The sequence below is a fragment of the Pseudoxanthomonas sp. Root65 genome, assembly GCF_001427635.1.
Lineage (GTDB): Bacteria > Pseudomonadota > Gammaproteobacteria > Xanthomonadales > Xanthomonadaceae > Pseudoxanthomonas_A.
In genome coordinates, this window is the sequence record NZ_LMHA01000003.1 from 41,773 (window position 1) to 56,696 (window position 14,924).

Sequence of the window (14,924 nt, forward strand, 5' to 3'; positions counted from 1 at the left end):
AAACACAAAACCCCGCGGGAGCGGGGTCTTGGTGGGTCCACCTGCTGCGGCTCTCAACCCGCAACCTCGGCCGGATGGCGCTCCCTAGGGGACTCGAACCCCTGTTTTAGCCTTGAGAGGGCCACGTCCTAACCACTAGACGAAGGGAGCGTTTTTGGTGAAACCGGCGTAGCGGATTAGTATAGGCGGCGGCCAGGCTCAGGGCAATCCACCCAGTCGGCCGCGTGACCCTCCTGCATGGAACTGCCGCTATTACGCCCGTCACCGCTCTGCGAACCATCCCGCGCGACCAGCACACCATTTCGCGCAAGGACATCAGCCCGAACGCGCTGCGCGTGCTCTACCGCCTGCGGGATGCCGGTTTCCAGGCCTATCTGGTCGGCGGCGCAGTGCGTGACCTGCTGGTCGGCGGCCATCCCAAGGACTTCGACGTCGCCACCGACGCCACGCCCGAACAGGTGCGTCAGCAGTTCCGCAACTGCCGGCTGATCGGTCGCCGCTTCCGGCTGGCGCATGTGGTGTTCGGGCGCGAGATCATCGAGGTGGCCACCTTCCGCGCCAACGTCGACGACGGCAGCGGCGACCGCGAGATGGACAACGGCCGGCTGGTCCGCGACAACGTCTACGGCACGGTGGAAGACGACGCGGTGCGCCGCGACTTCACCGCCAACGCGCTGTACTACGCCATCGATGACTTCTCCGTCCGCGACTATGTCGGCGGCTTCGAGGACACGATGGCGCGCCGCCTGAAACTGATCGGCGATCCCGAGCAGCGCTACCGCGAGGATCCCGTGCGCATGCTGCGCGCCGTGCGCCTGGCCGCCAAGCTGGACTTCGAGATCGAAGCCGAGACCGCCGCGCCGATCGCGCCGCTGGCGCCGCTGCTGGCCGAGGCCGCGCCGGCGCGCCTGTTCGAGGAGATCCTCAAGCTGTTCCTGTCCGGGCACGGCGTGGCCAGTTTCGAGGGGCTGGAGCGCTTCGGCCTGCTGAAGGTGCTGTTCCCCGAAACTGCCGCCGCGTTGGCCTCCAACCGCAGCGGCGCGCTGCGCCGGATGGTGCTGGCGGGCCTGACCGGCACCGACCAGCGCGTGGCCAACGACGAACCGGTCTCGCCGGCCTTCCTGTTCGCCCTGCTGCTGTGGCCGGCGTACTGCCGCGCGCTGATGGGCCTGCAGGCGCAGGGCGTGCAGGCCGAGGAGGCGCAACGTCGCGCCGCCGACCGCGTCACCCTGCACCAGTTGAACACGGTCGCGCTGCCGCGCCGGTTCTCGCTGCCCATGCAGGAGATCTGGCTGCTGCAGACGCGCTTCGGCAACCGGCAGCGCAAGCGGGTCACGCGCCTGCTGAGCCACCCGCGTTTCCGCGCCGCGTTCGACTTCCTGGTCCTGCGGCTCGCGGCATCGCCCGAGCATGCCGAGGACGTCGACTTCTGGCGCGAGGCACAGACGCAGTCCGGTGAAGAACTGGCCGCCACGCTCGGTGTCGCCGCATCGGCGGATGCGTTCGGCGACGACGAGGCGCAGCCTTCCAAGCGCCGTCGCCGCCGCCGTCGCCGCACCGGCGGGTCGTCGCCGGAATGACGCCGCGTATCCAGGCCTGCATCGGCCTGGGCGCCAATCTCGGCGATGCCGCGGGCACGCTGCGGCTCGCCATCGACGCGCTGGATCGACGCGAAGGCGTCATCGTAAGCGCGGTATCGCGCTGCTACCGCACGCCGGCATGGGGCAGGGAAGACCAGCCCGACTTCATCAATGCGGTCGCGCTGCTCGAGACGTCGCTGTCGCCACGCGCGCTGCTGGACCTGCTGCTGTCGGTGGAAGCCGAGTTCGGTCGGCATCGGGTGGACGGCGAGCGCTGGGGACCGCGCACGTTGGACCTGGACCTGCTCCTGTACGGCGATGCCGTGGTCGACGAGCCCGGCCTGCACGTGCCGCACCCCCATCTGCACGAGCGCGCCTTCGCGCTGGTGCCGCTGCTCGAGGTGCTGCCCGACGCCCGTATTCCCGGTCGTGGCCCTGCACGGGATGCTGTATCCGCGCTGGAAATGTCCAACATCCATCCGCTATGAGTGGATAATGCCGGACTATGAGCACGCACGCCGACAGCAAGCCCTGGACCGTTCCCGCCCTCGCCGACGCCAAGCGCGACGGCCGCAAGCTGGTGATGCTGACGGCGTACGACAACAGTTTCGCCCGCGTGCTGGATGCCAACGGCGTCGACCTGGTGCTGATCGGCGATTCGCTGGGCATGGTGGTGCAGGGGCATGATTCGACGCTGCCGGTGACGGTGGACGACATCGTCTACCACACGCGTGTGGTCGCCCGCGGCCTGAACCGTGCGTTGCTGGTGTCGGACCTGCCGTTCCAGTCGGACGCCACGCCCGAGCGCGCGCTCGATGCCGCCATTGCGCTGCTGCAGGCCGGTGCCGAGATGGTCAAGCTGGAGGGCGCAGGCCACAAGCTCGACGTGATCCGCTTCCTGGTCGAGCGCGACATCCCGGTATGCGCCCACCTGGGCCTGACCCCGCAGTCGGTGCTTAAGTTCGGCGGCTACCGCGTGCAGGGCCGTGATGAGGCCGCCGCCGCGCGCCTGCGCGAGGAGGCCCGCGCCGTCGCCGATGCGGGCGCGCAGCTGCTGGTGCTGGAATGCGTGCCGTCGTCGCTGGCGGCCGCCATCACCGCCGACCTTGCCATTCCCACCATCGGCATCGGCGCCGGCCCCGGCTGCGACGGACAGGTGCTGGTGCTGCACGATTTCCTTGGCCTGGACACGGGTCACCGGCGCCCGAAGTTCGTGAAGGATTTCCTGGCCGTAGGCGGTTCCGTGGCGGGCGCGGTGCGCGCCTACGCCGACGCGGTGCGCAGCGGTGCCTTCCCCGACGACGCCCATTCCTACTGACCGCGCCGCGCGCAATCACTCGCCACAGGGGCCACGATGATCGAGACCATCACCGAACTTGACGCGTTGCGCGCCCGCGTCAGGGAGTGGAGGCAGCAGGGCCTGCGGGTCGGTTTCGTGCCCACCATGGGCAATCTGCATGCCGGGCACTACTCGCTGGTGATGCTGGCCCGGCAGTACGCCGACCGCGTGGTGTCCAGCGTGTTCGTCAACCCCACCCAGTTCGGTCCCAACGAGGACTTCACCCGCTACCCGCGCACGCCGGAAGCGGACATGAGCGGGCTGGAAGGCGCCGGCTGCGATGTCCTGTGGCTGCCCACGGTGGAATCCATGTATCCGTTCGGCGTGGAGCTGGCGGCCAACGTGCACGTCCCCGGCGTCAGTAGCGTGCTGGAAGGCGCGCACCGGCCGGGGCATTTCGATGGCGTGTGCACCGTGGTCAGCCGCCTGTTCAACCAGGTGCAACCCGATGTGGCGGCCTTCGGCAAGAAGGACTACCAGCAGCTCGCCGTCATCCGCCAGTTGGTCACCGACCTGGCGTTCCCGATCCAGATCCTGGCCGGCAGCATCGTCCGCGAGTCCGACGGTCTGGCGATGAGCTCGCGCAACCAGTACCTGTCGGCGGACGAGCGTCCGCGCGCGGCGGCAATCCGCAGGACGCTGATTGCGATGCGCGAGAGTCTGGTCGCGGGAACGCCGCGCTCTCAGGTCGAAGCCGACGCCGCCCGCCAGCTCGCCGAGATTGGTTACGAAGTGGACTACACGGTGATCCGTCGCCCGGACCTCAGCGAACCGCTAGATGGCGAGCAGGGCGCGCGCGTCGCACTGGTCGCGGCGAGGCTGGGCCGCACGCGGCTGATCGACAACCTCGAGTTCTGATCGCGTCGACCGGTGCGCTACACGCGCAGGACGGGCACGAGGCGATAAACTCCTCGTTCCCGCTCCTCTCTCCGCCGACATGCATCTCAGCCTGCTCAAGACCAAGATCCACCGCGCGACCGTCACCCATTCCGAGCTGAACTACGAAGGCTCCATCGCCATCGATGGCCTGCTGCTGGATGCCACCGGCATCCGCGAGTTCGAGCAGGTGCATATCTGGGACGTCACCAACGGCGCGCGCTTTTCCACGTACGCGATCCGTGCCGACGAGGGCAGCGGCATCGTCTCGCTCAACGGCGGCGCCGCGCGCCACGTGCAGGTCGGCGACCTAGTCATCATCGCCGCGTTCGCCTCGATGAGCGAGCAGGAAGCCGATGCGTTCCAGCCGACGCTCGTCTACGTGGACGGCCAGAACCGCATCACCCACACCAACCACAGCATCCCCAAGCAGGCGGCCTGACATGAGCAAGGGTTTCGACGCACTGCAGTCCCACGCCACGCGCTTGCGCGCGGAGCCCTTGAGCGCATTGCTGGCGCGCGAACCCGATCGCGTCGCGGCGCACACACTGCGCAGCGGTCCGCTGTATTTCAACTTCGCGCGCCAGTGCTACGACGCACCCGCGTGGCAGGCCCTGCTGGCGCAGGGCGAGGCGGCCGACCTGGCGGGCGCGTTCCGCCGCCTGTTCGATGGCGCCGAGGTCAACGTCACCGAAGGTCGCGCGGCGCTGCACACCGCGCTGCGCGGCAAGAACTCCGATGCCGTCGTCGCGCGCGAGGCCTATGCCATGGCGCTCGACGTGCGCCAGCGCATGGCGGCTGTGATCGCGCAGCTCGAAGCGAGCGGCGTCACCGACATTGTCAGCGTCGGCATCGGCGGTTCCGACCTCGGGCCGCGACTGGTCGCCGACGCACTGCGGGATCCGCTGCCGGGTCGTTTCCGTGTGCACTTCCTGTCCAATGTCGACGGCGCGGCGGCGCAGCGCACGCTGGCCCCGCTGGACCCCGCGCGCACGGCGGCGGTGCTGATCTCCAAGACCTTCGGCACCCAGGAGACGCTGCTCAATGGCGGCATCCTGCGCGACTGGCTGGGCGGCAGCGAGCGCCTGTACGCCGTCAGCGCCAATCCGGAACGCGCCGCGGCCGCCTTCGACATCGCGCCCGAGCGCGTGCTGCCGATGTGGGACTGGGTGGGCGGGCGTTATTCGCTGTGGTCCGCGGTCGGGCTTCCGGTCGCACTGGCGATCGGCTTCGACCGCTTCGAGCAACTGCTCGACGGCGCCGCCGCGTTCGACGCCCATGCCGTCGGCACGCCACTGGCGGACAACATCGCGGTGCGCCATGCATTGACGGCCGTGTGGAACCGCAACGTGCTGGGCCATGCCGCACACGGCGTGATGACCTACGACCAGCGCCTGGCGTTGCTGCCGGCTTACCTGCAGCAGCTGGTGATGGAGAGCCTGGGCAAGTCGGTGAAGCTGGACGGCAGCCCGGTCGAGTCCGATTCCGTGCCGGTCTGGTGGGGCGGTGCGGGCACCGACGTGCAGCACAGCTTCTTCCAAGCGCTGCACCAGGGCACGCAGATCGTGCCGCTGGATTTCGTCGGCACCGTGCGTAACGACGATCCCTATGCCGAGAACCACCTGGCGCTGATGTCCAACCTGCTGGCGCAGAGCGAAGCCCTGGCCAACGGGCAGGCCAGCGACGATCCGCACCGCAGCTATGCGGGAGGACGGCCCAGCACGATGATCCTGCTGGATGCGCTGACGCCGCAGTCGCTGGGCGGCCTGATCGCGATGTACGAGCACAGCGTCTACGCGCAATCGGTGCTGTGGGGCATCAACGCGTTCGACCAGTTCGGCGTGGAACTGGGCAAGCAGCTCGCCAATGGCCTGCTGCCCGCACTGAAGGGCGAATCCGAAGCGAAGGATCCGGTGACGCAGGCGCTGCTGGCGGAGATCGCCGCGCGCGGGTGAGGTGCTGGCCTGACGCGCAAACGCCGTGCAACTTGTGGGAGCGACGTAAGTCGCGAGCTTTTCGCCTGAGGGTCTTCGCGACTTACGTCGCTCCCACAAGGGATCGGTGTCGCTCCAGCGCCCACGCCACATGTTCGCGAACCAAAGAGGATGGATCCTCACGCCGGCTCTGCAGCGCGATCAGCACTTCGGGTGTGGTCGGCGCATTGCCCAGCGCCACGGCGATGTTGCGCAGCCAGCGTTCGTGGCCGCTGCGGCGGATCGTCGAGCCTTCGGTGCGGCGCAGGAACTCTTCTTCGTCCCATGCGAACAGCTGCGGCAACGTCGCCACGTCCAGATCGTTGCGTGCGCGGAAATCCGGTTCGTCGCTGCGCTTGGCGAACTTGTTCCAGGGACACACCAGTTGGCAGTCATCGCAGCCGAAGATGCGGTTGCCGATGGCCGGCCGCAGGTCTTCCGGAATGGCGCCTTCGTGCTCGATGGTCAGGTAGGAAATGCAGCGGCGCGCATCGAGCCGGTAGGGCGCGGTGATCGCCTGGGTCGGGCATACGTCGATGCAGCGCGTGCAGGTGCCGCAGTGCGCGCTGGCCGGCGCATCGATCGGCAACGGCAGGTCGACGTAGATCTCGCCGAGGAAGAACCAGGAGCCGCCGTCCCTGTCGATCAGGCAGGTGTGCTTGCCGATCCAGCCCAAGCCGGCATTGCGCGCCAGGGCGCGTTCCAGCACCGGTGCCGAATCGACGAACACGCGATGGCCGAACGGACCGATCTCCGCCTGCAGGCGCTCGGCCAGCTTCTGCAGGCGGTTACGCATCAGCTTGTGGTAGTCGCGGCCCAGCGCGTAACGCGCCACGTAGGCGCGCTGGCCGTCGCCCAGGGTCTCCCAGGCGTCGTCGCTGTCGTTGCGTCCGTAATCGAGTCCGACGGAAATCACCCGCAGCGTGCCGGGGATCAGTTCCTGCGGACGCGAGCGCTTGTCGCCATGCTGGGCCATCCACGTCATGGAGCCGTACAGGCCCTCGGCCAGCCAGTCGCGGAGATGCCGTTCGTCGTCGCCCAGTTCGATGCCGGCGATACCACAGCGCTGGAAGCCGAATTCGCGCGCCAGCGTCCGCACGCGCGTGGCGAGGACAACGGGGTCTGGCAGTGGCGTGGCGGGACCGGCGGTGGGCATGCGGGGATTATAGGAGGCCGGCCGGATTCACTTCCCCGCAACCCGGTACAGACCTAGAATCCGGCCATGTCCGGCACTTGGCCTCTGTATTCCACGCAAGCCGCGCGGGCGCTGGACGAGCGCGCCACGCAGGCACTGGGTGGCGATGCCTACGTGCTGATGCAACGTGCAGGCCTGGCGGCCTGGCAGCACCTGCTGCTGCACTGGCCCGACGGGCAGCGCGTCGTCGTGGTGTGCGGACCCGGCAGCAATGGCGGCGACGGTTACGTGCTGGCAAGGCACGCGCATCGTGCCGGGCGCCATGTCGAGGTCGTCCACCTGCCGGCGCATGTGCCGGGCAACCCGATGGCACAGCGCGCCTGCACCGAGTACGTGGCCGGTGGCGGCAAGGTCACGCTGTTCGACGATGCATTGCCCCGGGCGGACGTCGTGGTGGATGCACTGTTCGGCATCGGGTTGTCGCGGGCACCCGGGCCGGACGTGCGTGCGCTGATCGACGCGATCAACATGCAGGCCGCGCCGGTGCTTGCGCTCGATGTGCCCAGCGGCGTGGATGGGGATCGCGGCTGTGCACCGGGGGCCGCGGTCGTGGCCACCCGTACGCTGCAGTTCATCGTGCGGCATGCCGGGCTGTACACCGGCGATGCGCTGGAATACACCGGCGTGCTGGCGCTGGAAGAACTCGATGCCCCTGCCGCGACCTTCGACGACATCGCCGCCCATGCCGCGTTGCTGGAACATGACGCACTGGCGCGATGGCTGCTGCCGCGCCGCCGCAACACGCACAAGGGCGAATCGGGACATGTGCTCTGCATCGGGGGCGATGACGGCAGTGGCGGCGCGATCGCGCTGTGTGCCGAAGCGGCGCTGCGCACGGGTGCCGGACTGGTGAGCGTGGCGACGCGGCCGGCACATGTCGCGGCGCTGCTGGCGCGCAGGCCCGAGGCGATGGTGCGCGCGGTGGAGTCGACAGAGGATCTTTCGCCGCTGCTCGGGCGAGCGCGCGTGATCGCCCTCGGTCCGGGCCTGGGGCAGGGCGAATGGGGACGTGCGCTCTTCCAGCACGCGATGCGAAGTGGCAGGTCGTTGATAGTGGATGCCGATGCTCTGAACCTGCTGGCGCTGTCGCCGCAGTCACTCGAGGACGCGATCCTCACACCGCATCCGGGCGAAGCGGCGCGCCTGCTGGACTGCACGGCCGCCGACGTGCAGCACGACCGTTTCGCGGCGGCTCGCGCCATCGCAGAACGCCATGCCTGCGTGGTGGTGCTGAAGGGTGCAGGCACCGTCGTGGCGTGTCCGGGTGAACCCTCCCGCGTGATCGATGCCGGCAATCCCGGCATGGCGGTCGGCGGCATGGGCGATGTGCTGACTGGCACCGTCGCCGCGCTGCGTGCGCAGGGCCTTTCCGCGTTCGACGCCGCCAGCGCCGGCGCACTGCTGCATGCGCTGGCGGGCGATGCTGCGGCCTGGGACGGCCAGCGCGGACTGCTGCCCTCGGATCTGTTCCCGCATGTGCGGCGGTTGGCCAACCCGTGAGCAATGCCAGCCTGTGCGGCAGCGGCCGCACGAACGCTTAGAATCGCCGCATGCACGTGTTCCTTGCCGACGACGAAGCCACCGGCGCACTGGGCCAGGCCCTTGCACGCACGCGCCCTGCCTCCGCGGTCGTGCATCTGCAGGGCGACCTGGGTGCCGGCAAGTCCACCCTGGCGCGCGCGTTGTTGCGGACGCTCGGCGTCACCGGCGCGATCCGCAGCCCCACCTACACCCTGGTGGAGCGCTACCCGGTGGAAGGCGGAGAGGCCTGGCACCTCGATCTGTACCGCATCGGCGACGCTGGCGAGCTGGAATTCCTCGGGCTGGACGAGGGCGCGGCCGTCCTGTGGCTGGTGGAATGGCCGGAGAGGGGTGCCGCCGCGCTGCCGCCGGCGGACCTGCACGTGATGCTGGCGGTCGAGGGTACCGGCCGCTCGGCCCGGCTTGAGGGGTTGTCACCTGTCGGCGCGCACTGGCTCGCCCGTCTGGCAGCCGAGGGTGAGTTGCAGGCACCATCTCTCCAGGTCAGTTAGGAACATCCGCCAGGTCACGGATTATTAAGGGAAATTGCCTTGCATTCGTGAGCCGATGGTGTTTGAATCCGCGACATGAGCTCGGGGAACCCCACCACCGCCACGTTGCGTCGCGCCCTTGCAGGTGTGTTGGCGCTGGTGCCGTGCACGTTGATGGCCGGTGAGGTCACCGGCGTTACGGTGGCCCAAGGCAGCACCGGGACCCGGGCGGAGATCCAGCTGGCCGGCGCCGGCCAGTACAAGACCCTCACACTAAAAGGCCCGGACCGGCTGGTCGTCGACCTGCCGGCCTCGAAGGCGAAGACAGGTCTGCGGTTGCCCACGCCCGCAGGCATCGTGCGTGCCGTGCGCACCGGCCAACCCGACGCGAACACGCTGCGCATCGTCTTCGACCTCGCGTCCCCGGTCGCGGCACTAAAGCCCCGGATGGAGCAGGCGGGCGCGGTGTCGCGGCTGGTGATCGAGTGGCCGGGCGATGGTCAGGTCGCGCCGGCCACGGCAGTCGCCGCGATCCCGACGACGCCAGCGCCTGCGTCTGCGCCTTCTGGCGGTCCGGCAGCAACGACCACCGCGCCTCCCCCTTCAGCGCAGGCGGACGCGGCGCGTGCCACCGCGCTGCTGACGGCACAGGTGGTGCAGGCCGGCACGGTGCCCGCCGCAGTCACGCCCACGCCCACGCCGGCCGGCCCGGTCCCGCCTTCGCCGCAGGCCATCCTCAATGGCCAGCCGACGGTGGCCACGGTGCCGGCCCAGACGGTGGCGGGCGACCGACCGACCTACACCATCGCCACCGGCCAGCCCACGCCGATGCCGGGCGCCACCACCACGACGGCCGATGCGGCACCTGCCGCGGAAGCTCCCAAGCCGCCCACCGTGTCGGCCGCGGGCACGCGACCGCTGGTCATCGCCATCGACCCCGGCCACGGCGGCCAGGACCCGGGCGCCATTGGCCCCAGCGGCCGTTACGAGAAGCATGCGGTGCTGGCGATCTCCAAGGAACTGGCGCGCCAGATCAACGCCACGCCGGGCATGAAGGCCTACCTGGTCCGCGATACCGACGTCTATGTCGAGCGGCCGCAGCGTGCACGCAAGGCGCGCGCGGCGAAGGCGGACATGTTCGTTTCGATCCACGCCGATGCGGCGGAGAACCGCAGCGCGTGGGGCTCGTCCGTCTACGTGCTGTCGCTGCGCGGTGCCTCGTCGCAGCACGCGCGCTGGCTGGCCGACAAGGAGAACGCCTCCGACCTGGTCGGTGGCGTGCGCCTGACCAAGGACACCTTGTCCAACGTACTGCTGGACTTGGCCCAGAGCGGCCACATGAAGGCGTCCCAGGACGCGGCCGGCCACGTGCTGACCTCGCTCAAGGGTCTCGGCAAGACCCACAAGCCGCAGATCGAGTTCGCCAACTTCGAAGTGCTGCGCAACTCCGACATGCCGGCGATGCTGGTGGAGACGGGCTTCATCTCCAACGCGGACGAAGAGAAGCGTCTGTTCGACCCGGCCCATCAGCGCAAGGTGGCGGGCGCGGTGCTGGACGGCATCCAGTCCTACTTCACCCGCCAGCCGCCGCCCGGCACGCTGTTCGCCGCGCGTGCGCAGGCCGAGGCCGATGCGCGTACCGTGGCCGCAGGCGGCGCGGCAGGCGCGCCCTGATCGCACAGCCGCTCGGCTATCATCACCGCTGATTCCCCGAGACGGCGCCTGGCGCCGCCAGCACGTGACGATCCGCCAGCTTCCCGACACCCTCATCAACCAGATCGCTGCCGGCGAAGTCGTCGAACGCCCGGCCTCCGTGGTCAAGGAACTGGTCGAGAACGCCCTGGATGCCGGTGCGCGCCGCGTCGACATCGACCTGGAGGAAGGCGGTGTGCGCCTGATCCGCATCCGCGACGATGGTGGCGGCATCGCACCGGAAGAATTGCCATTGGCAGTGTCGCGCCACGCCACCAGCAAGATCGCCTCGCTCGATGATCTGGAAGCGGTGGCCACGCTCGGCTTCCGCGGCGAAGCGCTGCCGTCGATCGCGTCGGTCAGTCGTTTCGCGCTGACCTCGCGACGCGCGCAGGACGAGCACGGCGCCTCGCTGCAGGTGGAAGGCGGAAAGGTCGGTGAGGTGGTGCCCAAGCCGCACGCCATCGGTACCACAGTGGAAGTACGCGAGCTGTTCTACAACGTACCGGCGCGGCGCAAGTTCCTGCGCGCCGAACGTACGGAGATGGGACACATCGAAGAGTGGCTGCGCTCGCTGGCGCTGGCGCGTCCCGACATCGAATTGCGCGTGTCGCACAACGGCCGGCCGTCACGACGCTACAAGGCCGACGAACTGGAATCGCTCGCCCGCCTGAGCGAGACCCTGGGCGACGAGTTCGCCCGCAGCGCGCTGCGCGTGGACCATGCCGCCGCCGGGCTGCGCCTGCACGGCTGGATCGCGCAGCCCAGCTATTCACGGGCGAGCGCCGACCAGCAGTACGTCTATGTCAACGGCCGTGCGGTACGCGACCGCAGCATCGCGCATGCGGTGAAGATGGCGTACCAGGATGTCCTGTTCCATGGGCGGCAGCCGGCGTACGTGCTGTTCCTGGAACTCGATCCCACTCGCGTCGACGTCAACGTCCACCCGGCCAAGCACGAGGTGCGCTTCCGCGATACGCGGCTGATCCACGACTTCGTCTACCGCACGCTGCACGAGGCGCTCGCGGAAACGCGCGCGGGCGCCGCGCCACAGGACATTGCGCCGTCGCCGTTCGGGGCGAGGCCCACCGGATCGGTGCCGTCCGCCTGGATGCCGACCCAGCAGTCGCCGCTCGGGCTCAGCGTGGCGGAAGCACCGGCCGCCTATGCCGCGCTGTATGCCACTCATTCGCCCGGTGCGATGGAAGCCGGCACGATGCCGGCATCGTCCTCTCCGCAGACGATGCCCGCCGACGATGCCGGGGGCATTCCGCCGCTGGGCTTCGCCATCGCGCAGTTGCACGGCATCTACATCCTGGCGGAGAACGCCGATGGCCTGATCGTGGTCGATATGCATGCGGCCCACGAGCGGATCGGTTACGAGAAGCTGAAAGGCGCGCACGACAGTATCGGCCTGCGCGCGCAGCCGCTGCTCGTGCCGATGTCGCTCGCGGTGGCCGAGCGCGAGGCGGACGTCGCAGAACGCGAGGCCGCCACGCTGGCCACGCTCGGCTTCGACATCACCCGCAGCGGCCCGCAATCGTTGAACGTGCGCAGCATTCCCGCGCTACTGTCGAACGCCGAGCCCGAGGCCTTGCTGCGCGACGTGCTGGCCGACCTGCGCGAACACGGCGAAAGCCGTCGCGTCGCCGCCGCGCGCGACGAACTGCTGGCGACGATGGCCTGCCATGGCGCCGTGCGCGCCAACCGGCGCCTTACGCTGCCTGAAATGAATGCCCTGCTGCGCGAGATGGAAGCCACCGAGCGCTCAGGGCAGTGCAACCACGGCCGCCCGACCTGGGCGCGCTTTTCCTTGAACGAAATCGACCGCTGGTTCCTGCGAGGACGCTGACATGGGGAAGAACACGGGATGGCTGGGGGTGGCCATGCTGCTGGGGGTGCTGGCCGGTTGCGGCGGCGATGACAAGACAGCCGCGACCGCCAAGGTCGCGGACGTCAACTTCCTCGCCGACAACGCGGCTTGGCGCGAGCAGCGCAGGACCGAACTGACCGCGCCGGATGGCTGGACCAGCCTGGTCGGCCTGCACTGGATCGAACTGAAATCGCACTTCATCGGCAGCAGTCCCGGCAGTGGCATCAAGCTGGCCGTCGGCCCCGCCAGGCTGGGCATGGTGACGCAGCAGGACAAGCGCGTATTCCTCACCCCGGAAGGCGGTGCCGCGCTGACGTTCAATGGCGAGCCGTTGAAGGGGCGCGTGGAGCTGCAGAGCGACCGCGATGCGCAGCCGTCGACCATCGGCTTCGACGAAGGAAAGGGACTGCTGACGATCATCGAGCGCGGCGGCCGGCATGCGCTGCGCGTGAAGCACGCCGACGCCGAATCGCGCACGCAGTTCATCGGCCTGGACTACTGGCCCGCGCAGGAAGACTGGCGCATCGAAGGACGCTTCATTCCGCATCCGCCCGGCAAGACGTTGACCATCGTCGACGTGATCGGCGTGGCCAGCGAATCGCCGAATCCCGGCGTGGTCGAGTTCGAGCGCGACGGCAAGCCCTACCGGCTGGAGGCGTTGGGCCAGGCGGGTGGGCCGCTGTTCTTCGTGCTGGCGGATCGCACCAGCGGCCATGGCAGCTATCCCGCAGGCCGTTTCCTGGACGCCGACGCGCCGCAGGCAGGCAAGCTGGTGCTGGATTTCAATCGCGCCTACAACCCGCCGTGCGCCTTCACGCCGTACGCGACCTGTCCGCTTCCGCCGGCGGAGAACCGTCTGGATCTGCCGATCGAGGCAGGCGAGAAAGCCTACGCCAAACCCATCAAAGTGCTCTGAAGGAAGGATCCGATGCCGCTGCGCCGTTCGCTGAAAGTCCTCGTCCTCACCGCGCTGCTGGGCAGCGCCTCGGTTCTGGCTACAGATGCGCCCAAGGCGACCACGGCACCGGTACCGCTGCTGTGGAAGGTGTCCGACAAGGACAACGCGGTCTACCTGCTCGGTTCGTTCCATCTGCTGCGTCCGACCGACTATCCGCTGTCCGGCGATGTCGAGGCCGCCTTCGCCGACGCCGAGCGCGTGATGTTCGAACTGTCGCCGGACGAGATGCGCTCACCGGCGATGCCGCAGCTGATGATGCAGGCCGCCGTGCGTACCGATAGCAAGACGCTGCAACAGGATCTGGATGCCGCCACCTGGACGCGGCTTGAAGCGTGGGCGGGCAAGAATAGTGTTCCGCTGGCGACGTTCAACAGCTTCGAGCCCTGGTTCGTCGGCCTGACCATCAGCATTGTCGAGATGACCAAGCAGGGACTGGATCCGAAGCTGGGCTTGGACAATCACTTCATGGACAAGGCGCAGGCGGCCGGCAAGCCCACGGGCGGCCTCGAGCGCGTGCAGGAGCAGATCGCCGTGCTGGATGGCATGGATGCGGTCGAGCAGCGCCAGTTCATCGTCGAAGCGCTGGAAGAGGCGGAGAAAGGGGCGATGGAAACCCAGCGCCTGCATGATGCCTGGCGGCGAGGCGATGCGGAGGGTCTGTGGAAAAGCATGGCGGCGGACATGCGCAAGCAATATCCGCGCCTGTACCAGCGCATCAACGTGGATCGCAACGATGCCTGGGTACCGAAGATCCGGCAGATCCTCGACCAGCCCGGCGACGACGATGCACTGGTCGTCGTCGGCGCCCTGCATCTGCTGGGCGAGGATGGCGTGGTGGAGAAGCTGCGCGCGCGCGGTTACACCGTCGAGCGCGTGTGCTCGGCGTGCAAGGCCGGCGCTGCCCGGTAAGCCGGTGTTCGATGGGCGATGTGGGCGCGACCGTCGCGCTCAGGCCGGTTCCATCACGATGCAGTCCACCGGACAGGCCGGCACGCACAGCTCGCAACCGGTGCACAGCGGGTCGATCACCACGTGCATGTGCTTGGCGCCGCCGATGATGGCGTCCACCGGGCAGGCCTGGATGCATTTGGTGCAGCCAATGCAGTCGGCTTCCACCACCACCGCGACGATTGCCGGCTTGTGCGTGCCGCGGGTGCGGTCGTAGGGCAACGGCGGCACGCCCAGCACGCGGGCGAGGGCGCGAGCCCCTTCATCGCCGCCAGGCGGGCAATGGTCCACGCCCGCTTCGCCGCGCGCCATCGCCTGCGCATACGGCAGGCAGCCATCGAACCCGCACTGCCCGCACTGGGTCTGCGGCAACAGCCGATCAAGGCGTTCGGTCAGGTCCAGGCTTGCCGCCGAGGCCGGAGAAGACTGGGATGGAGCCGGCTTCTGCTCGTTCCTCACTTCTCTTCACTCTCTTCTC

At 68.8% G+C, this 14,924-nt stretch carries 14 protein-coding genes and 1 tRNA gene; 12 read left to right on the forward strand and 3 right to left on the reverse strand.

Annotated elements, in window-relative coordinates; all coding sequences use genetic code 11:
• Positions 1 to 75: 75 nt before the first annotated feature.
• Positions 76 to 150 (reverse strand) — tRNA-Glu (locus ASD77_RS14890).
• A gap of 74 nt (positions 151 to 224) precedes the next feature.
• Here ASD77_RS14890 and pcnB point away from each other — a divergent pair.
• The 6 genes from pcnB to pgi all read left to right on the forward strand — a co-directional run bounded on the left by pcnB (position 225) and on the right by pgi (position 5,750).
• Positions 225 to 1,580, forward strand: coding sequence for a polynucleotide adenylyltransferase PcnB (pcnB, locus tag ASD77_RS14895; RefSeq protein WP_055943678.1), 1,356 nt, complete (start codon positions 225 to 227; stop codon positions 1,578 to 1,580).
• A complete protein-coding gene (folK, locus tag ASD77_RS14900) occupies positions 1,577 to 2,068 on the forward strand; it encodes a 2-amino-4-hydroxy-6-hydroxymethyldihydropteridine diphosphokinase (protein ID WP_055943680.1) in 492 nt (163 codons plus the stop codon). Before pcnB ends, folK begins: the two co-directional genes overlap by 4 nt.
• Before the next feature lie 17 nt (positions 2,069 to 2,085).
• Complete coding sequence (panB, locus tag ASD77_RS14905; protein WP_055943683.1) at positions 2,086 to 2,898, forward strand: 3-methyl-2-oxobutanoate hydroxymethyltransferase; 813 nt, start codon at positions 2,086 to 2,088, stop codon at positions 2,896 to 2,898.
• Between the two features lie 36 nt (positions 2,899 to 2,934).
• The gene (gene panC, locus ASD77_RS14910; protein ID WP_055943686.1) at positions 2,935 to 3,777 is read left to right on the forward strand and encodes a pantoate--beta-alanine ligase; all 843 of its coding nucleotides are present in this window, start codon (positions 2,935 to 2,937) and stop codon (positions 3,775 to 3,777) included.
• Between the two features lie 79 nt (positions 3,778 to 3,856).
• A complete protein-coding gene (panD, locus tag ASD77_RS14915) occupies positions 3,857 to 4,237 on the forward strand; it encodes an aspartate 1-decarboxylase (protein ID WP_055943689.1) in 381 nt (126 codons plus the stop codon).
• 1 nt (position 4,238) lies between these two features.
• Positions 4,239 to 5,750 carry a glucose-6-phosphate isomerase gene (gene pgi, locus ASD77_RS14920; protein WP_055943692.1) on the forward strand — a complete coding sequence of 504 codons (1,512 nt, stop codon included), beginning with the start codon at positions 4,239 to 4,241 and terminating at the stop codon, positions 5,748 to 5,750.
• 82 nt (positions 5,751 to 5,832) lie between these two features.
• Here the strand turns inward: pgi and queG are convergent, their stop codons facing one another.
• Positions 5,833 to 6,924, reverse strand: a complete 1,092-nt coding sequence (gene queG, locus ASD77_RS14925; RefSeq protein ID WP_055943695.1) for a tRNA epoxyqueuosine(34) reductase QueG — start codon at positions 6,922 to 6,924, stop codon at positions 5,833 to 5,835.
• Between the two features lie 66 nt (positions 6,925 to 6,990).
• On the opposite strand from queG, the gene ASD77_RS14930 reads away from it, so the two are divergent.
• From ASD77_RS14930 to ASD77_RS14955, 6 genes are all read left to right on the forward strand, one after another.
• A complete protein-coding gene (locus ASD77_RS14930) occupies positions 6,991 to 8,463 on the forward strand; it encodes a bifunctional ADP-dependent NAD(P)H-hydrate dehydratase/NAD(P)H-hydrate epimerase (RefSeq protein ID WP_055943700.1) in 1,473 nt (490 codons plus the stop codon).
• Between the two features lie 50 nt (positions 8,464 to 8,513).
• Positions 8,514 to 8,996, forward strand: coding sequence for a tRNA (adenosine(37)-N6)-threonylcarbamoyltransferase complex ATPase subunit type 1 TsaE (gene tsaE / locus ASD77_RS14935; RefSeq protein WP_055943702.1), 483 nt, complete (start codon positions 8,514 to 8,516; stop codon positions 8,994 to 8,996).
• 153 nt (positions 8,997 to 9,149) lie between these two features.
• Positions 9,150 to 10,649, forward strand: coding sequence for an N-acetylmuramoyl-L-alanine amidase (locus ASD77_RS14940; RefSeq protein WP_235578576.1), 1,500 nt, complete (start codon positions 9,150 to 9,152; stop codon positions 10,647 to 10,649).
• A gap of 64 nt (positions 10,650 to 10,713) precedes the next feature.
• Complete coding sequence (gene mutL, locus ASD77_RS14945; RefSeq protein ID WP_055943709.1) at positions 10,714 to 12,519, forward strand: DNA mismatch repair endonuclease MutL; 1,806 nt, start codon at positions 10,714 to 10,716, stop codon at positions 12,517 to 12,519.
• 1 nt (position 12,520) lies between these two features.
• Positions 12,521 to 13,456, forward strand: a complete 936-nt coding sequence (locus ASD77_RS14950) for a DUF1684 domain-containing protein (RefSeq protein ID WP_055943712.1) — start codon at positions 12,521 to 12,523, stop codon at positions 13,454 to 13,456.
• Between the two features lie 12 nt (positions 13,457 to 13,468).
• On the forward strand, positions 13,469 to 14,407 hold the full coding sequence (locus ASD77_RS14955) for a TraB/GumN family protein (protein WP_055943715.1): 939 nt from the start codon (positions 13,469 to 13,471) through the stop codon (positions 14,405 to 14,407).
• A 39-nt stretch (positions 14,408 to 14,446) separates the two neighbouring features.
• Here ASD77_RS14955 and rnfB read toward each other — a convergent pair whose 3' ends face one another.
• Positions 14,447 to 14,905: an Rnf electron transport complex subunit RnfB gene (gene rnfB, locus ASD77_RS14960; RefSeq protein ID WP_082563353.1), complete on the reverse strand. Its 459-nt coding sequence runs from the start codon at positions 14,903 to 14,905 to the stop codon at positions 14,447 to 14,449.
• Between the last annotated feature and the right edge of the window lie 19 nt (positions 14,906 to 14,924).